The 22,326-nt window shown below is 67.0% G+C and carries 18 protein-coding genes and 1 other RNA gene; 2 read left to right on the top strand and 17 right to left on the bottom strand.

What is annotated here, in order from left to right:
- Positions 1 to 65: 65 nt before the first annotated feature.
- The 13 genes from ACSQ9E_RS25030 to ACSQ9E_RS24970 all read right to left on the bottom strand — a co-directional run bounded on the left by ACSQ9E_RS25030 (position 66) and on the right by ACSQ9E_RS24970 (position 14,379).
- A complete protein-coding gene (locus ACSQ9E_RS25030; protein ID WP_436219463.1) occupies positions 66 to 1,148 on the bottom strand; it encodes a J domain-containing protein in 1,083 nt (360 codons plus the stop codon).
- Between the two features lie 52 nt (positions 1,149 to 1,200).
- On the bottom strand, positions 1,201 to 2,259 hold the full coding sequence (locus ACSQ9E_RS25025) for a lysylphosphatidylglycerol synthase transmembrane domain-containing protein (protein WP_436219462.1): 1,059 nt from the start codon (positions 2,257 to 2,259) through the stop codon (positions 1,201 to 1,203).
- A gap of 9 nt (positions 2,260 to 2,268) precedes the next feature.
- Entirely contained in the window at positions 2,269 to 3,498 is a 1,230-nt protein-coding gene (clsB, locus tag ACSQ9E_RS25020; protein WP_436219461.1) for a cardiolipin synthase ClsB, read from the bottom strand.
- Positions 3,495 to 4,262 (bottom strand): endonuclease/exonuclease/phosphatase family protein, encoded by a 768-nt coding sequence (locus ACSQ9E_RS25015; RefSeq protein WP_200961061.1) that lies wholly within the window; start codon positions 4,260 to 4,262, stop codon positions 3,495 to 3,497. Before ACSQ9E_RS25015 ends, clsB begins: the two co-directional genes overlap by 4 nt.
- A gap of 171 nt (positions 4,263 to 4,433) precedes the next feature.
- Positions 4,434 to 5,351 (bottom strand): cysteine synthase A, encoded by a 918-nt coding sequence (gene cysK / locus ACSQ9E_RS25010; RefSeq protein WP_436219460.1) that lies wholly within the window; start codon positions 5,349 to 5,351, stop codon positions 4,434 to 4,436.
- A gap of 88 nt (positions 5,352 to 5,439) precedes the next feature.
- Positions 5,440 to 6,528: an RNA 3'-terminal phosphate cyclase gene (gene rtcA, locus ACSQ9E_RS25005; RefSeq protein ID WP_436219459.1), complete on the bottom strand. Its 1,089-nt coding sequence runs from the start codon at positions 6,526 to 6,528 to the stop codon at positions 5,440 to 5,442.
- On the bottom strand, positions 6,528 to 8,357 hold the full coding sequence (locus tag ACSQ9E_RS25000; protein ID WP_436219458.1) for a vWA domain-containing protein: 1,830 nt from the start codon (positions 8,355 to 8,357) through the stop codon (positions 6,528 to 6,530). Before ACSQ9E_RS25000 ends, rtcA begins: the two co-directional genes overlap by 1 nt.
- A 12-nt stretch (positions 8,358 to 8,369) precedes the next feature.
- On the bottom strand, positions 8,370 to 9,434 hold the full coding sequence (locus tag ACSQ9E_RS24995; RefSeq protein WP_057200126.1) for an AAA family ATPase: 1,065 nt from the start codon (positions 9,432 to 9,434) through the stop codon (positions 8,370 to 8,372).
- Between the two features lie 19 nt (positions 9,435 to 9,453).
- Complete coding sequence (locus tag ACSQ9E_RS24990) at positions 9,454 to 10,287, bottom strand: nucleotidyltransferase domain-containing protein (protein ID WP_428002520.1); 834 nt, start codon at positions 10,285 to 10,287, stop codon at positions 9,454 to 9,456.
- 70 nt (positions 10,288 to 10,357) lie between these two features.
- Complete coding sequence (locus ACSQ9E_RS24985; protein WP_436219457.1) at positions 10,358 to 11,575, bottom strand: RtcB family protein; 1,218 nt, start codon at positions 11,573 to 11,575, stop codon at positions 10,358 to 10,360.
- Between the two features lie 40 nt (positions 11,576 to 11,615).
- Positions 11,616 to 12,428: a hypothetical protein gene (locus ACSQ9E_RS24980; protein ID WP_436219456.1), complete on the bottom strand. Its 813-nt coding sequence runs from the start codon at positions 12,426 to 12,428 to the stop codon at positions 11,616 to 11,618.
- A 49-nt stretch (positions 12,429 to 12,477) separates the two neighbouring features.
- On the bottom strand, positions 12,478 to 13,215 hold the full coding sequence (locus tag ACSQ9E_RS24975) for a hypothetical protein (protein ID WP_436219455.1): 738 nt from the start codon (positions 13,213 to 13,215) through the stop codon (positions 12,478 to 12,480).
- Positions 13,216 to 13,239: 24 nt separating this feature from the next.
- A complete protein-coding gene (locus ACSQ9E_RS24970) occupies positions 13,240 to 14,379 on the bottom strand; it encodes a slipin family protein (protein ID WP_436219454.1) in 1,140 nt (379 codons plus the stop codon).
- Positions 14,380 to 15,100: 721 nt separating this feature from the next.
- Between ACSQ9E_RS24970 and rtcR the strand changes: the two genes are divergently transcribed.
- Positions 15,101 to 16,732: an RNA repair transcriptional activator RtcR gene (gene rtcR / locus ACSQ9E_RS24965; protein ID WP_436219453.1), complete on the top strand. Its 1,632-nt coding sequence runs from the start codon at positions 15,101 to 15,103 to the stop codon at positions 16,730 to 16,732.
- A 10-nt stretch (positions 16,733 to 16,742) separates the two neighbouring features.
- Positions 16,743 to 17,179, top strand: an RNA gene (gene rnpB, locus ACSQ9E_RS24960) — RNase P RNA component class A.
- Positions 17,180 to 17,252: 73 nt separating this feature from the next.
- Here the strand turns inward: rnpB and ACSQ9E_RS24955 are convergent.
- From ACSQ9E_RS24955 to ACSQ9E_RS24940, 4 genes are all read right to left on the bottom strand, one after another.
- Positions 17,253 to 18,488: a M48 family metallopeptidase gene (locus ACSQ9E_RS24955; RefSeq protein ID WP_428002517.1), complete on the bottom strand. Its 1,236-nt coding sequence runs from the start codon at positions 18,486 to 18,488 to the stop codon at positions 17,253 to 17,255.
- Positions 18,488 to 19,753: a YjgN family protein gene (locus ACSQ9E_RS24950; protein ID WP_436219452.1), complete on the bottom strand. Its 1,266-nt coding sequence runs from the start codon at positions 19,751 to 19,753 to the stop codon at positions 18,488 to 18,490. The genes ACSQ9E_RS24955 and ACSQ9E_RS24950 overlap by 1 nt, the downstream gene beginning before the upstream one ends.
- A 102-nt stretch (positions 19,754 to 19,855) precedes the next feature.
- The gene (locus ACSQ9E_RS24945) at positions 19,856 to 20,644 is read right to left on the bottom strand and encodes an rRNA pseudouridine synthase (RefSeq protein ID WP_057200135.1); all 789 of its coding nucleotides are present in this window, start codon (positions 20,642 to 20,644) and stop codon (positions 19,856 to 19,858) included.
- Positions 20,637 to 22,304, bottom strand: a complete 1,668-nt coding sequence (locus tag ACSQ9E_RS24940; RefSeq protein WP_057200136.1) for an MBL fold metallo-hydrolase — start codon at positions 22,302 to 22,304, stop codon at positions 20,637 to 20,639. Before ACSQ9E_RS24940 ends, ACSQ9E_RS24945 begins: the two co-directional genes overlap by 8 nt.
- Positions 22,305 to 22,326 lie beyond the last annotated feature (22 nt).

The following is a 22,326-nucleotide window of genomic DNA, read 5'->3' as shown; positions in this document are numbered from 1 at the left end:
GGCGATGGCAATGTCGTAGGGCTGGTATTTTAAAGGAGGCGGTCCCGCCATGCCCGCCAGGGTGCTCAGTCCGGGTCCAGCATGTCGGCGGCCTGTGCCTTGAGCCATTGCTTGAGGTAGTCGTTGTCGGCTACCGCCTGCACCTCCCGCTGCAGCAGCGGAATGTCGTGCTCCAGTGCCTGGATCTGGCTGCGCAACTGGGCAATCAGCTGGCCGGGCTGCAGCTTGCGCTTGGATGCAAGGCCCAACTGCAGCCGCATCGTGTTCTCCAGCGTCACCACCTCCTGGCGCAACTCTGCCAGTTGGTCGGTGAGGACCTGGTTGTAGCGCTGCAGGTGCGTGTCGCCCACGCCCGCCATGTGCTGCGCGTCGATCTGCTCCACCTCCAGCTGCAGTTGCAGCAGGTCGAGCAGGCTGTTGGCGGCATAGGCCAGGTTCACGCGCTGCATGAGGGCGGTCTTGCGCAGGCGCTCGGCTTCGTCGGGCTCGCGGTCGGGGTGCAGTGCACTGGCCAGCTTGCGGTACACCGCGCGCACCGACTGGCTGGCCTCCTGGGCGGCTTCCTGCTGCGCACGCTCCTGCGCACTGGGCTTGCGGGCACGGCCGGCACGGTGGCGCTCGCGCTCCTGTTGCGCGCGCGCCTGCCGGGCCTGCATTTCCTCCTCCACCCGGCGCACGATGTCTTCGGGCGATTCCTGCTCGGTTGCGGATGGCAGCCGCGGCGCGTCGGTGCTGTCGGGTGTTTCCTCGGTGTCGAGCGGCTCCTCGGTGTACTGGGCGTGCAGCGCCTGCATCGTTGCGCGCGTGGCGGCATCGCGCACGTTGTGGGCCAGGTCGCCAGCGAGCCGGGCGATCACGGCATGCAGGTCGCGCAGCAGCGTGCGGCCCAGGCCCTTGCGCGCCGAGGCCTCTACCAGGGCGTTCACCAGGCCGGCGTGCGCAGCGTAGTACCTGTCGAGCAGGGGGGCGACGTCTTTGGCGTAGCGCTGGTGGTAGGCGTCGATGGCCTGGTTCCATGCAGCCAGGATCTCGCGCTGTTCTGCGATCTGCGCGAGCAAGCCGTTGAACGACTGTTGTGCCAGCGAGAGCGGCGCCTGGCCTTGCTGCGCGGTGATGCGCAGCGGGGTGGCGGGGAGGGAAGAAGACATGAAGCGCGTGGCAGGGGCAAAAGGCCCCCGATTTTGCCCGCACGGGGGCTGTTCAGTTCGAAGAGGTCGCTGAGGCCGGTGCCGGCGTACTTGTCCCACCCTTGCGCCAACGCAGTTCCACCAACCCGAAGGCCAACGCGGCGACGGCCAGCGGCGCAAAGAAGTAGAGCGTGCGGTAGGCGAGGATGGCGGCCAGCGCCTGGGGGGCCGGCATATAGGCTGACAGCACGGCCGTACCCACGGCCTCCAGCACGCCCAGGCCCGCAGGGATGCGCGAGATCAGGCCGGCCACGGCGCCCAGCAACACGGTGGCCAGGGCCGCCACATAGGGCGCCTGCTGCTGGGTGAGCAGCCAGATCGCTCCGCCCATCACCATCCAGTTCACTGCAGACACTGCCACCTGCAGCAATCCCACCGACCAGTGCGGCATGGGGAAGCTGTGGCCCCGCAGCGTGAGCGGCTGGCCCCGGCGCCACACGCAGGCCACCAAGTAGGCCGCGGTGACGCCCGCCATGGCGCCGCCAATCCAGCGCAGCTGGCCGGAGGCCATGTCCCAGCCCTCGGGCAGTTGCGGCGTCCAGAGCCAGAACACCGCGCCCGCCAGCACGAAGTAGCCGAGCCAGTTGGTGATGATGCTGATGGCCACCACCTGGCCGATGTCGCCCACCGACAGGCCCTGGCGCGAATACAGCCGGTAGCGCACCGTGACCCCGCCGATGAGGGAGCCCAGGTTCAGCGTGAACGGGTAGGCGATCAGTGTGGTGCCCACGGTGCGTGCCACCGGCAGGCCATGCCGGGTGTAGTAGCGCCCGAACAGGTCGAAGCTGCTGTAGATGCCGTGGCTGGCGAATGCCAGCGCAGCGCCACCCAGCAGCGCGGCCATGGGCAGGTCGATCAGCGCATTCCACACGGCGCCCCAGTCCACGCTGCGTGCCTGCCGGAACAGCAGCGCGCCGATCAGCAGCACGAACGCGCCGGTGACCAGCGTGATGGCCCAGGGCCACCAGCGGCTGTTGCGCACGGTGCTCCAGCGGCCAGTCCCCTTGTGCGGGGCTGCGGTGGAGGGTGGCGTGGCAGTCCCGCGCAAAGGGTGGGTGGCGGGAGCGCTCATGGCTGCATCCTAAGTGGCCGAAGCCGCCTGGGGATTGTCAGTTGCCAGCGCATTGGCCTTGACCAGGGAGATGGTGGGCTCGTGGCGTGGCAACCAGCCGGCCCAGGCCGGGAACCAGCGCATCAGGTGGAACACGCAGTAGCTGCGCACCAGGCGCAGGCCTTCCCAGCGGCTTTTGGGCGTGGGCTCCACCTGCTTGCAGGAGTTCTCCATCAGGTGTGCCAGGCGCCCGTACAGGGTCGAATTGAAGGCCCGGTCCCGGATGATGACATTGGCTTCGAGATTGAGCGACAGGCTCAGCGGGTCCAGGTTGCTCGATCCCACGGTGGACCATTCGTCGTCCACCAGCGCCACCTTGCCGTGCAGCGGCCGGTCGCAGTATTCGTAGATGCGTACCCCGGCGCGCAGCAGGTGGTCGTAGAGCAGGCCTGCCGCCGTCTTCACGATGGGCATGTCGGGCTGGCCCTGCAGGATCAGGCGCACGTCCACCCCCCGGCGCGCCGCGCGCCGCATCTCGCGGATGAAGCGGTAGCCGGGGAAGAAATAGGCGTTGGCGATCACCACCCGCTTGCGCGCCGAGCGCAGCGCAATGCGGTAGTGGCGCTCGATGTCGTTGGTATGGCCGTGGTTGTCGCGTGTGACAAAGATGGCATGCGCCGTGCCCTCGTACGGCAACCCGCGCGTGTTGGACGCCTTGTTGCGGCGGCGGTCATCGGGGTCGAGCACCGCTTCACGCGTGAAATGGTGCATCTGGGCGACGATGGGGCCACGCACCTGCACGGCGTAGTCCTGCTTGGCCTCCGGCCCGAAATCGGCCACATGGTCGGCGGAGTAGTTGATGCCCCCGATGAAGCCGAGTTCGCCATCCACCACCACGATCTTGCGGTGCATGCGGCGCAGGACGTTCAGACGCTGTCCCATCACGCGCTTGCCGGGGTCGAAAACGCGAAAATGAACGCCGGCTTCCACCAGGGCACGCAGGTACTGGTCCGGCAGGTCGGGTGAGCCGAAGCCATCCACCAGCACATGCACCTGCACCCCGCGCTGTGCCGCGGCGAGCAGAACGGCATGCAGTTCCTGGCCGATCTTGTCGTCGAACAGGATGAAGGTCTCCAGCATGACCTCGCGGCGCGCCTTGCGAATGGCATCGAAAACACGGGGAAAGAAGTCTTCCCCGTTCTCGAGCAGTTCGAACTGGTTGCCAGGTACCCATCGAGAAGACTGTGATGCGCGGGTCATAGCGAAATCTCCGCAGCCAGGGGGGCGTGGTCCGACAGCTTGTCCCAGGGCTTCTTCGGCAGGTTCAAGGGGGTGTGCACGGAGGCATTGCGCACGTAGATGCGGTCCAGCGCCAGCAAGGGCATCGATGCGGGGAAGGTGCGTACCGCACGGCCGGTGGACTGCACGAACACTTCATGCAGGTTGGCACGCTCGCGCAGAACTTCGTGGGCGCGGCCACGCCAGTCGTTGAAGTCGCCGGCCACCACGACGGCCTCGTCGGGATCGAAGCTGTTGACCAGGTCGCACACGCTGCGCAGCTGGCGCTGGCGGTGGGCTTCCTGCAGGCCCAGGTGCACGCAGATCGCATGCACAGGGCTGTGGTGGTTGGGCGGCTGCAAAACACAGTGCAGCATGCCGCGCCGCTCGGGTCCGCTCACCGAGATGTCGTGGTTCTCGTAGTGGGTGATCGGAAACTTGGACAGCAGCGCATTGCCGTGGTGGCCGTTGTCGTACACCGCATTGCGGCCATAGGCGAACTGGGTCCAGATGGTGTCTGCCAGGAACTCGTAATGGGGCTCCTGGGGGAAGTTTTCCACCCGCCCTGCATGGCGGTGGTGCGTGCCCAGCACCTCTTGCAGGAACACGAGGTCCGCCGCCACGTTGCGCACGGCATCGCGCAACTCGTGCAGCATGAAGCGCCGGTTGAAGGTGGTAAAGCCCTTGTGCACATTCACGGTCAATACCTTGAAGGCAATGGGCTGGGTGGTGGAAGCGTGGGCCATGCAAGCAATCGGAAAGAGGTGTCGCACCCTGGTGGTGCGGTGCACCACCCCGGATGCGCTGGGCAATGGGGTGGTGGCGTGTCACCTTGATTGTTCCGGCCGCAGGCCGGGCCTGCTGTAGGACGGTTGGCCGTCAGCGCGTGCAGCGCCTACCCGCCGTGCGGGGTGCTTTCAGGCAGGCAGGAAGCCTTCGACCGACAGGTAGCGCTCGCCCGTGTCGTAGTTGAAGCCCAGCACGCGCGCGCCCACCGGCAGCTCGGGCAGTTTCTGGGCAATGGCGGCCAGCGTGGCGCCCGAGGAGATGCCCACCAGCATGCCTTCTTCGCGGGCGCAGCGGCGTGCATATTCGCGGGCCGGCTCGGCATCGACCAGGATCACGCCGTCGAGCAGGGTGGTGTCGAGGTTCTTGGGCACGAAGCCTGCACCGATGCCCTGGATGGGGTGCGGCGAGGGCGCACCGCCCGAGATCACGGGCGAGGCCGAGGGCTCCACCGCAAACACCTTGAGCTGCGGGAATTTCGCCTTGAGCACGCGTGCCACGCCCGTGAGGTGGCCGCCCGTGCCCACGCCGGTGATGATGGCGTCGAGGCCATCGGGAAAGTCCGCCAGGATCTCCTGCGCCGTGGTGCGCACGTGTACGTCGATGTTGGCGGGGTTCTCGAACTGCTGGGGAATCCAGGCGCCCGGCGTCTGGGCCAGGAGTTCCTGTGCGCGGGCGATGGCGCCCTTCATGCCCTTTTCGCGCGGGGTCAGGTCGAAGGTGGCGCCATAGGCCAGCATCAGGCGGCGGCGCTCGATGCTCATGCTGTCGGGCATCACCAGCACCAGTTTGTAGCCCTTGACGGCGGCCACCAGCGCCAGGCCGATGCCGGTGTTGCCCGAGGTGGGCTCGATGATGGTGCCGCCCGGCTGCAGCGAGCCCGAGCGCTCGGCGTCTTCCACCATCGACAGGGCTATGCGGTCCTTGATCGAGCCACCGGGGTTGGCGCGCTCGGCCTTGACCCAGACGTTGGCGGCACTGCCGAACAGGCGGTTGATGCGCACGTGCGGCGTGTTGCCGATGGTCTGCAGAATGGTGTCGACTTTCATGGCGTCTCCTGGTCAGGCGAAGGATGGAAGGGGAAATGCGAAAGAGTCATTTTGGCCCAGTCCGGAGCCCATGGGCACTGTTGGGCCTTCATGGCACGGGCAGGGGCTCAATGCGCACCAGGCTGGCGCCGTCCATGGCGTCGGTCGCCACGCGCACCGGCAGGCAGGCGTTGATCACCGCCGCATTCGTGCGCGTGTGGTCCGTGAGCTCGCTGGCCGTGAAGCTGGCAGCCCTGCCGGTGCGCCACACGGCCAGTGCCAGCGGCAGCATCCACTGGTCGGCCAGGTGCGGGCCCGTGGCCGCCGAGCTGTGCTGGAAGGCCAGCACCTCGTCGGCCAGTCGGCGTGCCTTAAGTTCGGACGACACCCCGCGTTCGCCGAACTGGCAGAACACTTCGGTCACCTGCGCATATTCCAGCGTGGCCAAGAGCACGTTGCCAGGCCCTTCGTGCTGGCGCACGCCGGGCGCGCGCAACTGGTCGGCCTCATGCGTCCAGCCCAGGCGCCGGCCCAGTTCCTCCAGTTCGCGTGCAGCCACGCTGCGCGCCAGCCCGGGGGCCAGCGCCTCGGCCCAGGCAGCCAGGGCCGCCCCGCGCTCGGTCAGGTCAAACGGCGTGAGCGCCTGCGTCGCAGGGGTGATCACGGCCTGCAGCAGGCCGCCGCCCGCAGGGTAGAAACCGCGCCGCTCCAGCGTGAGCGCCAGCCCCACGCCCAGGCGCGCCAGCAGCGGTACATAGGCGCGCTGCAGAAAGTCGAATGGCGGCGCCATCGGGTTGTGCGTGCCGCCCGCCAGCTGGATGCGGCTGGGCGCATCGGCCAGCATCAGCGCGGGCAGCACGGTCTGTAGCACCAGCAGGCAGCTGCCGGCCCCGGCGATGCGAAAGGTGTAGTCGCCCGCGCGCACCGCGCCGGGCGTGAACTGCAGCGACTGCGAGCCCAGCTCCGCACCCTCGGCCTGCCCGCCGCTGACCTCCACGGCGGCTTGGACGCAGGCCAAGTGCTGGCGCATCAGGCCGGGCTTGGCGCGGCCGGCACGGATGCGCTCGATGCGCAGCGGCCGGCCGGTGACCATGGACAGGGCCAGCCCCGTGCGCAAGATCTGGCCGCCGCCTTCGCCCTGGGAGCCGTCGAGAAGGATGGCCGGCAGGCCGTTGTGTTGTGAAAGAGTCGGGTTCATCAGGTCATGTAGAAAATGTCGCCCCGGGGCACGAACGGCAGCCGCCGTCCCGCAGGCAGCAAGTAGGCATGCGAGCGGCGCACGTCCAGGCGGTCGCAATCGGCATCGGTGATGATCAGCAGCGGCCCATCCTTGGGGAAGTCCGCGCTGCCCTCCAGCAGGGTGATGGCGGGCTGCAGCACGGTGCCCCCGCGCCCTTTGATTTCCACGCGGTGGGCAATGTCCTGTGCCTCCATGTAGCCCATGTCATAGGGGGCTGCATCGCAGCACACCACCCGCACGGCGGGCACCTCCTTGGCCTGCGCATAGCTGGCAATGCTGCCCAGGGCCTTGGCCAGGGTGTGCCTGTCCATGGAACCCGAGGTGTCCAGCACGACGCCGAACGTGCGGCCCTCCAGCCAACGGGGGTCCGGCCCCACGTGCGGACGGGGGATATCGGGTGTGGCGGACTGGCGCCGGCTCAGGCGTGCGTAGGTACGCCGGGTATCGATGGGCGGAAAATGGTGATCAAACCACCGCGCGAGTTCCACCTCCCAGGGGATGGGCGGCTGCAGCAAGGCGCGAATCTCCTCTAGCAGGCCTGCGGGGAGCAGGCCCCGACCTTGGGATTCGTGCAGCATCAGGCCCTTGCCCAATTGTTCCTTGTAGAAGGCGTCGAGATCGGTGAAGGGTGGCTGCCCAATGGACAGCCTGCGGTCGAGCATGTCGCCCTGTCGGCCCGCCAGCGTGAGCAGTTTGCGCATGCGGCGCAGGTCGACCACGATGCGGTCGTAGACTTCTTCCGCCGACAGGCCACGCAGCTCCAGGTCGTGCAGCAGTCCCAGCGCGGGCGGGCTGCCCACCTGCATCTGGATGAGCCAGTCGTTGATAACGTAGTCGCACGCCACGTTCCAGAGGTATGCGTCACGACCCTGCCGGCGCCCCATGTGCCGCAGTGCCACGTGCAGGATTTCGTGGGCGAGCACGAAGCGGGTTTCCTGCTCGGTCAATCCCGCGGCTGGGTTGAGGTAGATGGTGCGCAGGGTTTCGTCCACGGCCCCCACCATGATCTCCTCGCGCCGGCACAGCTCGGCATCCTCCAAGATGTCGAATGCGGCCACCATGGCCCCCAGCAGCGGAAAGCTGCCGATGAACCAGCTGCGCGCACGCTCGGTTGTGCTTCGGGGGGCGCTGCGGTTTTCGCCCCCCAGCGCGGTGCGGGTACCGGCGGCGATCTCTACCGCCTGGGTGACCGAGTTGGCGATCCCCGCCGCAAATACTTCACGCCAGGTCTGGCTGGCCTGGGTGTGGCCATGGCGTACGAATGCGGTGGGACGCTCGGTCCATGCCTCTGGTGATTGCAGGCTGGTCGCCTTGGGCCCCGCCAGCCCCAGGGCCTGCACCCAGGCCGGCGTGCCGCTTTCGGCGAACTGGCGGTACCAGCGGTCTTCATCCCATGAGGGGGCGTCTGCTGCCATCTGCATGTCCGCAGGGCATTGGCCGAACTTGACGGATGCCAGGAACCGTGTGGTCACGAGATCGCATGCAGCAGTCCATTGGGACCAATCGCCCCGGTCGGACTGGAACAGTTCCATGGCATAGCTGAGTACGCCACGAGCGAGGATGAACGCCCACTCGTCAGCCGGTGCATGGCGCTTGGGGTGCACGTGGATGCAGCTATCGCGCCGCACCACCAGCCAACCCGCAGCAGGGCACTGCGAGGAGGCGGCGGAGCGCACCCAGGTAACCCGTCGTGCAAGCGGGCCGAAGATCGGGTGTGCGAGCACCATGGCCATGCCTGCGTCATAGGCCTCAGTGGCCGGGCTGGGCTTGTGGGTCGTCTTTGCCATGGTCGTATGGGCTCAGGCCGCCTTGGCCTGGCGTTCAACCAGGCGCGGCAGGTCCCGCACGACCTCGATCATGTACCAGGCAGGAAGGGTCTGCCCGGCCTCCTCGGCGACGGCGATCTGCGCCATTTCCAGGCTGATCTGGGCAAGTTCCTTCAGCATGGACTTGGACCGGTGCACCAGTGCCTGCAGGTCTCCCACGCTGGCGCCCTTGTCCTGCGGCAGGGTCTTGAGCAGCCGCGCACGAAACGCCTGGGCCAGAAAGTACAGGACATCGCGGTCCTCGGGCGCATGGGGCCAGCGTGCATCGCCTTTGAATATGGCGTCCAGGCGGTGCCGGTCGGCCGCCAGCTTGCCGAACGCCTTGAACTGGGCAGCGTGCTGGGGCGTGAGGCAACCATAGGCTAGAGCCTCCACCATGGACGGGGAAGGTGCGTCTCCGAAGGAGCGCAGTGCGTCGCTCAGCATGTGCCAGGCTCGCGGCGTGGAAAACGGCTCCTCGTGCTTGGGAGGGGCGCTCCACAGGTGGTCGGGCCGTTGCTGCAGGTATTCGATCACCAGGGGATGGATGGCATTGGCCGATGCCCACTCCATCCATTCGGATGCGGATACCTTCATGTGCACGTGCACCATGCGGTTCATCAGCGCTGACGACATGGGTTTGACGATGGCCGAGTCCTGCGCGCGATTGCCCGCGCCGATCACGATGGAGCCTTTGGGGAGTGCGTACTCGCCGACGCGGCGATCGTGGATCAGGCTGTAGAACGCCTTCTGCACGTCCTGCGAGCACGCATTGAGCTCGTCCAGAAAAATGCAGTACGGCTCCTTGCGCGCGATCATCGCGGGCGGGCAGAAGCGGCTCACTCCGTCGATGATCTGGGGTACCCCCATCAGGTCCTCTGGCGCCAACTGGCTGCCCAGCAGCGAAACGCACTCCAGCCCCACGCTGTGCGCGAATTTTTCGACCAATGCCGACTTGCCAACCCCCGGAGGCCCCCAGATGAAGACCGGGCGGGTGATGGCGACGTTCAGCAAAAATTCGTTAAGCTGGGATGGGGACAGAGCGTGTGTGGCTTGCATGGGTGGCTTGTAGGGTCAATCAGGGCGTGTGGCGCAGCACCGTGTCGTGCAGCAATGCATCGAGCGCGGCATGGCCCGGCACGGGCAACGGCTGCACCGGCTCGGCCGCGTTGCGTGCCAGCTCGGCTTCGATGAAGGCGTGGATGCCGGGCCAGCGCGGGCTGGTCGCGGCCTCGCCCGCGCGCATCTTCACCTCCAGCAGCGCGTTGATCTCGGCGATCAGCGTGGCGTCGCCCGCCGGGTCCAGCGTGTGCTGGGCCAGTTCGGCAAAGCGCATGGGCGGCACGCCCGGGCGCGTGCGTATCCAGCGCGCGGCCAGCAGCGGGCGCAGCACGTACAGGTATTTCTTGTAGCGCACTTCGTCGGCCTGCAGGTGCTCGCGGAAGTTCTTCTTGGCCATGGATGCGTAGTGGTGCCAGCCCTTGGCGTTGGAGAACACGGTCTCGGCCAGCGCGCGAAAGCGATCCATGGTGGGCCCGTCCTCGCGGTAGACCACAGGCGAGCGCAGCCATTCGAGCAGCGTGGGGTTGGACTCGCGCATCAGGCCCAGCGCCTTGCGCAGGTCCCAGCCGTTGATGTCCAGGTCGCCGCTGATGGGCACTTCGATCACGTCGCGCCCTGGCGTGACCGTGAGGTACCAGGGCAGGCGGTTCACGTAGATGAATCGCACGTCGTAGTCGCTGTCGGGCGAGGCAAAGCCCCAGCCCCGGCTGCCCGACTCGCAGGCAAAGAGGATGGTGACCTGGTGCTGCGCCTCGATGGCGCCCAGGTTCTCCATGATCTGCGCGCGCATGGCGGGATCGATAGGGTGGGCCGATTGCAGAAATTCTTCTTGTTGCTGTTCTTGGTGCATGTGCTGATGCGGGCGCTGGTCTGGCCAGCGCCGGTTCCGTTCAATGGTTGCCGTGGAGGTGCAAAGGGGCCTATCCCTTCACGCAGACCACCTGCTTGAGCGTATAGACCACCTCCACCAGGTCCTGCTGCGCGGCCATCACGGCGTCGATGTCCTTGTAGGCCATCGGGATCTCGTCGATCACGTCGGCGTCCTTGCGGCATTCCACGCCCTCGGTGGCGGCGATCTGGTCGGCGATGGTGTACATCTTCTTGGCCTTGGTGCGGCTCATCTTGCGGCCCGCGCCGTGGCTGCAGCTCATGAAGCTCTCGGGGTTGCCCTTGCCACGCACGATAAAGCTCTTGGCGCCCATGCTGCCCGGGATGATGCCCAGCTCGCCGGCCTTTGCGCTCACCGCGCCCTTGCGGGTGATGAGTACGTCCTCGCCGAAGTGCGTCTCGCGGCTCACATAGTTGTGGTGGCAGTTCACCGCCTCCACATGCGCCTCGAAGGGCTTGGTGATCACCTTGCGGGCGGCCGCGATCACGCGCTGCATCATCACCTCGCGGTTGGCGCGCGCGAACTTCTGCGCCCAGCCCACGGCGCGCACATAGTCGCCAAAGTATTGGGCGCCTTCCTCGAAGTAGGCCAGGTCCTGGTCGGGCAGGTTGCGCTGGTGCAGCTCGGCGTCCTTCTTGGCCAGCTCGATGAAGTGGGTGCCGATGGCATTGCCCACTCCGCGCGAGCCCGAGTGCAGCATGAACCACACGCTGCCGTGCTCGTCCAGGCACACCTCGATGAAGTGGTTGCCCGTGCCCAGCGTACCCAGGTGCTTGTGGTTGTTGGTGTTGCGAAAGCGCGGGTAGTCCTCGCAGATCTCGTCGAACTCGCCTTTGAGCGCAGCCCAGGCCACGTCGGTCTCGTCGGGCGGCGTTTCCCACGCGCCCTTGTCGCGGCCCATGCGGCGCGGGTTGCTGCCGTGCGGCACGGCCTTCTCGATCGCCGAGCGCAGGGGCGCCAGGTTGTCGGGCAGGTCGTTGGCATGCAGCGTGGTCTTGCAGGCCATCATGCCGCAGCCGATGTCCACGCCCACGGCGGCCGGGATGATGGCCTTGAAGGTGGGGATCACCGAGCCCACCGTGGCGCCGATGCCGTAGTGCACGTCGGGCATGGCCGCCACATGCTTGAACACGATGGGCAGGCGCGCCGCGTTTTCCAGTTGCTTCTGGGCCTCTTCTTCTACAGGGACGCCCTGGGTCCACATCTTGATGGGGACGCCGTTTTCCACGTTGCGTTGCAGGTAGCTCATTTTTTTTCCTTCTATTCGTTGTTGTTCTGTTGGTTGATGTTCATTCGCTGATCATGTCAAACACAGATTCCAGTACCTGGCGCGGGCCCATGCAGTTGCCGCAGGTGCAGTGCGCGGGCGGGCCCATGGCGCTCGTATCCATCGCCAGGATCTTCTGCGCAAAGCGCTGCCGGTTGCCCGCGTCGAGCAGCCAGGCCTTCATCGTTTCGCGAAACTCCGGCTGGTCTTCTGCGAAGGCATTCTGTATTTCACGCTGGCCCCAGAAATCCCAGTAGCTGGCATTGGCGTAGTGCAGCACAGCGCTTTCCCGATCGTCCTGCAGCCAATGTGCCAGCAGGGGAGCGATGGATACGCCGCCCTTGTGGAACATCAGCAGGATATCGAAGGCGTTCGCGCCATCGAACGGGCTGGCCTCGCGCCCGGCAGATCCCAGTCCCTCGCGGAAGAAGGCCAGTGCGAAAGCGTCCAAAGCAGCTCTCTCCCCTGCCGACAGGGCGCCAGCCGGGCATTTGCCCAACCGGTCCAGGTACAGCTCGGTCGAGTGGTGCAACTCCTTGCCCTGGGCCAGCAGGTCCAGCATGCGGGGCAGGAAGTACAGCAGTTCATCCGCAGGCTGCTCGCTGCCCTTGGCCGAACCGTTGTACTCGTAGAAGTGGCGTGCCGTGAGCTGGCGCAGCGGCAGGCGGCGCAGTTCGCGCTCCGTGGCTTCGTCCACGCAGCAAGGCATGCAAACGTCCAGCGTCTGCGTGGGGGCGCTGTGGTGCTGGAAGGCGGCGTACGCAGCATCCACCGCCGCACGCAGCGCGGGTGGCAGGGCGGTGGCTTCCTCTTCAGCGGTTTGATGGGCTTTCATCGTCGTACTCTCCGTGGCGTCTTGTGCGCCGTTCTGTCATCCATCGCATCTACTGCACCATTCCCTGGGCGGCAGCGCGTGCATAGTTCTTCAGTTCCTCGTCGTGCGCCGGCACGCTGCGGATGAATAGCTCCACCCGTTCCTGCAATTCCCTCGGGCGCTGCAGGTAGCGGCCCTCGTGACCGATGCCATGCAGGGCAGAGACCTGCACCTCGCGACAGGGCACCTCCAGCATGTGGCAGAACACCGCCCATATCGCATCGCGCCATTCAGGAATATCTTTGACATTCCAGAAGGTTGGCCACACGTCGAACCACATGTAGCAGGCAAAGTGCAGCCGGTCGCTGCCGCTGCCGATGGTCTCGTGCACGTGGGCCATGCGCGGTGCGAAGCAGTCGCTCCACAGGCGTGGGAAGGCCTGCATCATGCGCATCGCATCGGCCAGCGGGACCGAGGGGTCGAGCACCATGGACGGTATGTCGCCGGCGTTGTTGCTCATCACATGCGTGAGGCCCATGCCCACCTGCTCATCGCTGTAGGGCGCCAGGTCGGTGCCCGCGTTGGCGAACAGCACGGTCTGGATGTGCGTCCATTGCAAAGGCGTGGCGGTGAAATCCGGCTCGTCGTTGTCCCAGTACCACTCCTGCTCCTTTTTGCCCGGCACAGGCCGGTCGAAAAGGTAGCGCACGGCATCGGCATACAGCGTGGCATCGAGTCCCATGGATTCGGGTGTCAGTGGCAACGGCGTCTGCGTGGCCAGGCGTTTCTCACGTGCGGTCTGCTTCATGGTGTTCTTCGTTCTTTCCCTTGCTCAGCTCATCTTCACCAGGCCGTTGAGCACCTGGTCCAGGCCACCGAACACCGAGATCTTGTCGATGCGCTCGGCCACGCGTTCCAGCGTTTCCAGCTCCTTCATGCGCAGTGCGACGGGGTTGTCCTCCATCACCTTGGCGGTGTTGAGCAGCGAGCGCGTCGCGGCCGTCTCTTCGCGGCGGCGGATCACATTGGCCTGGGCCTGCTTTTCCGCCTGCACCACCTGGGTCAGGATGGCCTTCATGTCGCCGGGCAGCACGATGTCCTTCACGCCGGCGCTCTCCAGCGCAATGCCGTAGGGCGCGAGCTTGGCGGCCATGTGGGCGCCCACCACGTCGTCGATCACTGTCTTGTTCTCCAGCAGCTCATCGAGCGTGCGGGTGCCCACGGCGGCGCGCAGTGCGAACTGCAGCTCGCGGTACAGGTGCTCCGCGGGCTTTTGCAGCTGGCTCCAGGCGCGCAGCACATCGGTGTAGCGGAAGGTGGCGCTCAGGTTGATGCGCAGGCCCACCTTGTCGCGGGTCATGATGTCCTGGCCCGAGACTTCCACCGATTGCAGGCGCAGGTCCACCTGCTCCACCGCCACCGTGCGGCCGTACTTCCAGAAGGCGTACGAGCCTGCGGCCAGCAGCCGCTCCACCTTGCCGTCCACCGTCAGCAGGCCGCAGGACGACTCGGGCACCTGCACCTGCAGCAAGCCGGCCAGGCCCGTCACCGTGCGGTGGCGCAGTTGCGTCTGCGTCAGGCGCGCCACCAGGGCGGCAGGCAGCTCGGCACCCGCGTTCAGGTCGACCACCTGCACGGACACGTCCACCAGGCCCTTCCAGTACAGGCGGCGCGTGCCAGGGGGCAGGATCTCGACCAGCACGCCGTTCTCGCTGCGCAGGCCGACCTCGTTCTCGGCCAGCTCCACACGCACGAACTCGGTGGCCACCACCTCGGGCTCACGGGCCATCAGGTAGTCGGCCAGGCCGTGGGTGAAGGCGGCTTGCTCCAGCGCGAAGGTTTCCACGCGCAATTGGTCCAGGCCGGCGAACAGCCAGTGCGTGCCGCTGTGCAGCACGCGGTCGAAATCGCCATTGCGCAGCAGCAGTGCGCGTTCGTTCTTCTTGACGGTGGTGCGTTGGATCTTCAGCATGTGTCTACCCTCGTTCTTTCTTTTTTCAATGTCGTTGGTCGCCGCATCAAACTTCTTGCATCGGGGCCGTTACAGCGGGGCAGTGGTCCCAGGGGGCACGGCTCGGGCCCTGCAGTGCGCCGTGGCGGTTGCCCCGAGGGGCTTTCGCTTGGGCTGGCTGCGGGCGCGGGCCGTGCCGGGTACTGGCACAAACCGCCACCGCTGACGGGGCAATGGCTTGCAGGCTGCGGCGCAACCTTTGGTCCTTCACCCCGCGTCCGGCGGGTGGTCTTTCGACCGTCTTCGATAGCCGGCCCGAAGGCCGGAAGAATGGGCAGGAGTCGAACCTGCGACAGTCCCTTTTCAGGGGTGCTCTACCAGACTGAGCTACCAGTGGTGCAGGCCGGGAGTCGAACCCGGCAACCCCTTTCGGAGCTGGCTTCCACAGCCCTGCAGTCACCCGGCGCTCGCAGCGTGCGGCATGCAGGGAATCCGACGGACCCCAAGGCCCTGGATCCCCGGCACCGGCAGGGCGGGCGTTGGCCCCAACCCTGGCCTGTGAGCGTTCGCTGTCTGCGCCGAGTGCCTTGGTATTTGCGAATTGCGTGCCAGCCGCGCGATCTGTTGTGTGGAATGTTGCAACCCATTGATTCGTAAAGAACTAATTCAAGTTGATGAAATTATTCAGTGTGCTGGTTTTTGAATTAAATAGAATGACAGCTAGTTTTATAGATTACTGGCGATGCGTAAAAACAGGGTTGTCATCGGTTTCATCGGTACTCAGCTCGACTCGGGCAAGGGTGCCGGGCGCTGGGAGAAGTGGCGGCCCACCGTGTCGCTGGTGCAGCACGAGGACATGGTGGTGCACCGCATGGAGCTGCTGTACACGCCGGCCCACCAGGAGCTGGCGCACCAGGTGCGCAACGACATCGCCATCGCCTCGCCCGAAACCACGGTGCGCCTGGTGCCCATGGAGATCGCCGACCCCTGGGACTTCGGCGAGGTCTACGCCAAGTTGTTCGACTGGACGCAGGCCTACCGCTTCGACACCGAGCGCGAGGAGTACTGGACCCACATCACCACCGGCACGCACGTGGCGCAGATCTGTCTGTTTCTGCTGGTGGAGTCGCGGCGCATCCCGGGCGTGCTGGCGCAGACCTCGCCGCCCCGGCGCCAGCAGATGGGCGACGCGGGCAGCTATGCGCTGATCGACCTGGACCTGTCGCGCTACGACGTCATCGCCCAGCGCTTCGGCGCCGAGCAGCGCGATGCGGTGGACTTCCTCAAGAGCGGCATCGCCACGCGCAATGCGAGCTTCAACGCGCTGATCGACGAGGTGGAGCGCGTGGCAGTGCGCTCGCGCGCGCCCATTTTGTTCACTGGGCCCACCGGAGCGGGCAAATCGCACCTGGCGCGGCGCATGTACGAACTCAAGAAGGCGCGCCACCAGGTGGAGGGTGAATTCGTCGAAGTGAACTGCGCCACCCTGCATGGCGATGGGGCCGCATCCACGCTGTTCGGGCACAAGAAGGGCGCTTTCACGGGCGCTGCGGCCGACCGCGCGGGCCTGCTGCGCACGGCGCACAAGGGCGTGCTGTTCCTTGACGAGATCGGCGAGCTGGGCCTAGACGAGCAGGCCATGCTGCTCAAGGCCGTGGAGGAAAAGCGCTTTTACCCCATGGGCAGCGACCGCGAGGTGGCCAGTGATTTCGAGCTGATCGCCGGCACCAACCGCGACCTGCGCACCGAGGTGGCGGCCGGGCGCTTTCGCGAAGACCTGTACGCGCGCATCAACCTCTGGAGCTACCAGCTGCCGGGCCTGGCCCAGCGCCCCGAGGACATCGAGCCCAACCTCGATCACCTGCTCGCGCGCACCGGCTCGGAGCTGGGCCGCACGGTGCGGCTGTCGGCCGAGGCGCGCACCGCCTACCTGCGCTACGCCCAGTCGCCCGACGCGCTGTGGAGCGGCAACTTTCGCGACCTGTCGGCCAGCGCCACGCGCCTGGCCACGCTGGCCGACAGCGGCCGCATCGGCCTGCCTCTGGTGGAGGCCGAGATCGCGCGCCTGCAGTGGCTGTGGCAGCCGGCCAAGGATGCACGCGATGGGCTCTCAAGCGCGCGCGCTGCCGATGCGATTGATCTGGGTGCCCTGTTGGGCGAAGAAGCAGTGAACGCCATGGACCTGTTCGACCAGCTTCAGCTGGCCGCCGTGCTGCGCGTGTGCCGCCAGGCGCGCACCCTGTCCGATGCGGGGCGGCAGTTGTTCCAGGCCTCGCGCGCGCAGCGCACGGTGGTCAACGATGCGGACCGATTGCGCAAATACCTGGGCCGTTTTGGCCTGGATTGGGGCTCGGCTATCCGCGCTGAACGATAATCCACCCCGTGAAGCGTGCCAGACCGCCGCTGGTGCAATCTGGGAAACCAGGCACTGGAGGAACGTCCGGACTGCACAGGACAGCGTAGCAGCTAACGGCTGCCCACCGTGAGGTGAGGATCAGAGCAACAGAGACGAGTTTGGGTACGGACCACCCTGGGGTGTTCTGTGGGTCGCCAGCGAAAGCTGGTGCCGGATGGCGCAAGCCAGACGGTTCCCGGCGAAAGCCGGGAAAGCCCACAGCCACCTTGGGCGCGTTCCGAGCCCAAGGTGAAACGGGCAATCTCTACGCGCAGCAATACCAAGTAGGCCAACGTTGATGTGGTTCCGCAGAGTTGGCGGGTAGGTAGCATCGAGCCGTGGTGGCGACACCCGGCCCAGAGTAATGGCGGTCACGCCGCGGGCAACCGTGGTGCACAGAATCCGGCTTATCGGCGCGCTTCACACTTTTGAATTCAAATCCGCGGCGACGGCGGTCGTCAATGCTGCTCAGGCCTGCCCTGTGCAAGCGATACGCGGATCAACCCCGCTTGGGGCAATGCATGGCATGCCCTTGTTCCAGTTCGGTGGCGCGCTCCACGGTGTCGGGGTGGCTGCTGAGCAAGGACCACACGGGGCCCAGTGCCTCCGGCGCCTTGGGTTCTGCGGTGGTGGATGCAGAGCCTTCGGCCGGTGCGCTGGCGCCTTCCTTGGCTGCGGTGGCGGCCTTCTTCCTGGCCGCCTTTTCCTCATCGTCCTCGTCCTGCGCAATGGCCAGCAGCAGCTTGCCCATGGGCGCCGTGGGCAGCTTCGCATGGGACATGACGGCGATGGCAAAGCAGTCGGCCTCACGCTCGTGGTTGCGGCTGTAGGCCAGGCCGGTGAGCACCGATGCGCCGGTGGAGACGATGCCCGACACGTCGCCCAGCGCCAGCCCCATGCCCATCTGCAGCACGCCTTGCTGCACCACCATGCGCGTGGTGTGGCGGTTGGCCACGTGGCCGATCTCGTGGGCCAGCACGCCGATGAGGGCGTCGTCGCTGAGCCCCTTCTTCTCTGCCGCCTTGGCCAGGCCATCGGTCATCACCACCGTGCCGCCAGGCAGGGCGAAGGCATTCGCCCCCATGCCGGAGCGGAACGACAGCGTGTAGGTGGGGGCGTAGCCAGGGTAGCGCTGCAACTGGGTGGGCAACGCTTGCACCAGCGTGTCGAAGCGTGCCTTCAGTGCGGCCTGGCGCTCCTGGGGCAGCTTGCTCGGCTTGAGCGTGCCCTTGTCCATCTGCGTGAGCACATTGCTGGCCACGCTGGTTTCCCAGGACAGGGGGACGAAGCGCGTGAGTTCCGTGGCCGCCCAGGGCGTGCCGTAGCGGTAGAACAGGGTCAGTCCGATGACGGCGACCGCTGTGACGCCGAGTAGCACGGGCCAGCGCGTCTGCATGCGCTCGGCCAGGCTGGGGCGGGCACCCGCTTCGGCCAGCGCAGCATGCCATTGGGCCACGGCGTCGATCTCCAGGCTGCCCTGGTCGCGCAGGTCCACCACCACCCGCTGCTGCGGGCGGCGCTCGCTCCAGGCCTCGGGCCAGCCCACCTCGCCCCAGGGGAATACGGTGGGGGCCGCACCAGGCTGGGACAGCGGGTGCAGCGCCAGCGACGGGCCCTTGGGCGTGCGCTGCAGGCCCACGAGCACCGGCCTGGCCTGGCTGCTCAGCCCATCGAACCAGCGCCCTGGCACCAGGGTGCCGGGGGGCGCAGCAGCAGAGGAGGGGGGTGCGTTCATCAGCCGATCAGGTCCAGCCCGGCCGCGTCGGCCAGTGCATCGCCAATGCCGCCTTGCTGCTGCTGGCGCACCATGGCACCGGCCACCTGGTCCACGCCACCCTTGACGTGCAGCGTCACGGATTCGACCTTCATGCGGTACTCGCTGACCCGTGCGAACGGGCGGTACAGGCCCAGCGTGAGCAGGGTCAGAAACAGGTTCTTAATACGCAGCAGCACGTAGCGGCCCGTGCGCAGCTGGCACTTGAAGCGCGCCACCTGGCTCAGGCCGATGTTGTCCCACATGAGCTGGAACATGCGGGCCTCGCGGTAGGCGCGCGCCGGTGCCGAGGCCAGGAACATCAGGAAGATGCCTGCGATGAACGCCACCGCGAAGACCACGAAAATCAGGGCGCCCCATTTGTCCTTCAAGCCGGCGATGAGCGCGAACGACCCCCCTGCCAGTACCGCCAGCCCTGCCGAGATGCCCACCACGAACAGCAGGAAAACGGCCACCGTGGCCGCCCAGACCTTGATGAAATCCATGTACACGGGTTTCCAGCGACCGGATTCGGCCCCCACCTGGGCGCGCAGCACCAGCAGGCTCTTGTAGTTGTATTCGAGGCGGATGAAGCACAGCACCGACAGCAGCAGGCCCAGCACCACCAGGCCCCAGATGGCGGCGGTCATGGTCGGCAGGTCGGCCTCGCCGCTTTCGTCGGCAGCCAGCTCCTGCAGCGCCCCGGCCGATTCGGGCGCGAGGTACTGGATGCCGAAGAACACGCCGATCCACACGAGGGCGATGGCGAACACGGGCCAGCTGGCCACGTACACCTCGCGCCAGGAGGCCGTGAACTGCAGGCGCAGGCCGCGCCAGCGCGTGGAGCCCAGGCGAAAACGCATGGCACTGCCCCAGATGAACGGGGCCAGCAGGGCGCCGGCAAGCAGGAAGAGGGACACCGCCGTGTCCTGCCCGGTGTTGACGGCAATGTTGTAGGCGATGGTGATCATCACCAGCATGACGAAGCCCATCACCATCCGACGCTGCTGCGCCGTGAATTCGAGCGGCCTGCCGGCCACCAGGGTGTGGCCATAGAAATACTGGGCGGTGCGCCGCCGTGCCCAGGGGGTGTAGAAGCCCAGGGTGAGGATGGTCAGCAGCACGTTGACGATCCATACCCGGAAGTACTCGCCGCCGCTGCCGGTGAATTCAAGCGGATGCGCATCGATCTCCTGCGCGAAGTTCGATGCGGGCGCCGCTCCTGCCCCTGATTGCTGATGGTCCATGGACTCCCTCCTGTTATGGAGGGCAGTGTATCAGCGGCCTGTGGCGGATCGCCTTCCCTCAAAACGCCTATTGCTCACCTTTTGATAGCTAGCGAGTGCCGTTCAGAATCGCTCCCAGGGCTGCAGGTAGCGCCACTGTCCCTCGGGCACCTTGGACAGTGGCACGCGGCCGATGCGGATGCGCTTGATGGCCACCACGCGCAGGCCCACGGCCTCGCACATGGCCGGAATCTGCCCCGGACGAATGCCTTTGAGCGCAAAGCGCAGCCGCGTCTCGTTCTGCCAGCTCACCTTGATGGGGGGCAGCGCGCGGCCATTGAATGACAGGCCGTGGCACAGGCGCTGCAGGCCGTTGGGTGCGATTTCGCCGGCCACCTCCACGATGCATTCCTGCTCCAGCGATTCGATGTCCTCGGCCAGCTTGCGTGCAATTCGCTTGTCCTGCGTATAGACCACCAGGCCGCTGGCCTCTGTGGGCAGGGGGGTGAAGCATTCGAGCTGGCGGAAATGGCGTTGCAGCACGCGGATGCCCGAGGCATCCTCGGGCAGGTGCGAGGCGAGGGCCAGCAGCGTGACGGCGGGCGTTGCACCCTGGCTACGGCTCGCATGGGCGGCGCCAGCCTGCCCCGGCGCACCCAGGCCGGCCTCGAAACCGGCGGGCTTGTGCAGCAGCAGGGTGACGGGGGTCAGCTCCAGCAGGCTCGCATCGGGGTCCACCGCCACGCTCTGGTGCGGTGCCACGCGTGCACCAGGCACCTCGACCACGGCGCCCTCCACGCTCACGAAGCCGCCCTCGATGAATTGTTCGGCCGTGCTGCGCGAGCAGTTGAGTTGCTCGGCCACGCGCTTGGCCAGCCGGACATGGCCGGCTTCAGGGTTTTTTTCAGTCATTACCGGGTTCCATAGCGCGGATGCGCTCTACATGTGCAAGCAGCGAACGCTGGGCGACGGGCCACATGCGCGGGGGCACGTCGTCGTAGGCGTGGCGCACCCAGTCGTCCATGCTGCCCTGGGGCAGTGCCTGCATGGCGGCCAGTACCTTGGCCTCGCGCGCCAGGCGGTGGGCCTTCAGGCGGGCAATGGCGCTGCGCGCCTCGCCCAATACGTAGCCGTGCGCGGGCAGGATGAAGTTCACGCCCTGCTTCTCGCAGGCCGCGTCCAGCGCGTCCAGCGAATCGAGGTAGTCGGCCATGTTGCCGTCCGGCGGGTCGACCACCGTGGTGCTGCCGTTGAGGATGTGGTCGCCGCTGAACAGCAGGCCATCCTCCTCCAGCAGCAGGCACAGGTGGTTGGCCGCATGGCCGGGGGTGTGGACCACCTGCAGGGTGTGGCTGGTGGCGGCATCGGCCACCTGGGCGGACAGCACCAGGCGCTCGCCATGGGCCAGCTCGCGCTCGGGCGTGAAGGCGCTGGCCACGCGGGCTGTGGGGGCCGAGCGCAGGCCCAGGATGGGGGGCGCCGGCTGCCCGGCCTGCACGCACAGTGCCTGCAGCGGCGCCGCGCCGGGAGAGTGGTCGGGGTGCGAGTGCGTGCAGACGATGGAGCGGATGTCGCCACCGGCGGCGCGCCAGAGCTTCTCCAGGTGCTCGGGGTCGGCCGGGCCGGGATCGATGGCGATATAGCCCGTGGCCGGGTCGCCCACCAGGTAGCTGTTGGTGCCCGGGCCGGTCATCACGCCCGAATTGGGGGCCGTGAGGCGCTGCACGTTCTTGAGCAGGGGCACGGGGTGGTCGGTCTGCCAGTCGAGCGGGTGCACGATCTGCCCGTCGGGGCAGACCAGCGCCAGCTCGCCGAAGGGCATCTCGTCTTCCATGTAGCGCGCTTCCTTGCCACCCAGCAGGCCGGCGCGCGGGCAGCTCACCCACAGGGGCTGTTCATTGGCCAGGGCGCCGAGCACGGCGTCGGAGTTCTTGAATTTCGCCAGCCGCTGCAGCGTTCGGATGGTCGGGAAGATCATGAAGAACTGGCCTGCCTCGTGCCGCGCCAGCGCATCGGCAGGGCGCACCCACACGGGCTCGAACTGCTCGGCCTCGTCGGCCACCGGGGTCTGGCCTTCGGGCATGCGTGCGGCCAGGAAGGGCACCTCGAAACGGCGCGGCAGGTCGCGGTCGGCTGTCCAGTAGGCCAGCAGGTACACGCTGTCGGCCGCCAGGCGCAGGCCCCGGGCTTCGCATTGCGTGGCAAACGGCGCGCTGCGGTCCAGCGCGGCAATGTCGGCGGCATCGGCCATGCGGCCGTCGGCGTGGCGCGCCAGCAGCACGCCCAGTTCCTCGAAGCTCTCGCGGATGGCGGCGATCGCCTGGGTCAGGTGCAGGTCGCTCTGGGCCGGGCGGCGGTCCGCCACCTGGTGCGACTGGGCATCGAGCGCATCGATGCCGCCGCCCGGAAAGACGTAGGCCCCTGGGGCAAAGCTCGCGTTGGGCGAGCGCCGCGTCATCAGCACCTCCAGCGCCCCGTCGCCTTCGGCGTCGCGCAGCAGCAGCACGGTGGCGGCCAGGCGGGTGGGAACGGGTTCGCGGTGGGGATGGAGTTGCTGGCTGATGCGGGGCATGGGCCCATTATCCGGCTTTGAC

The organism is Acidovorax sp. LjRoot118 (assembly GCF_964253575.1).
In the GTDB taxonomy this organism is placed as follows: Bacteria; Pseudomonadota; Gammaproteobacteria; order Burkholderiales; family Burkholderiaceae_C; genus Acidovorax.
Note: the sequence above shows the minus strand (reverse complement) of the source record. Positions and strands in the feature narration are given on the sequence as shown.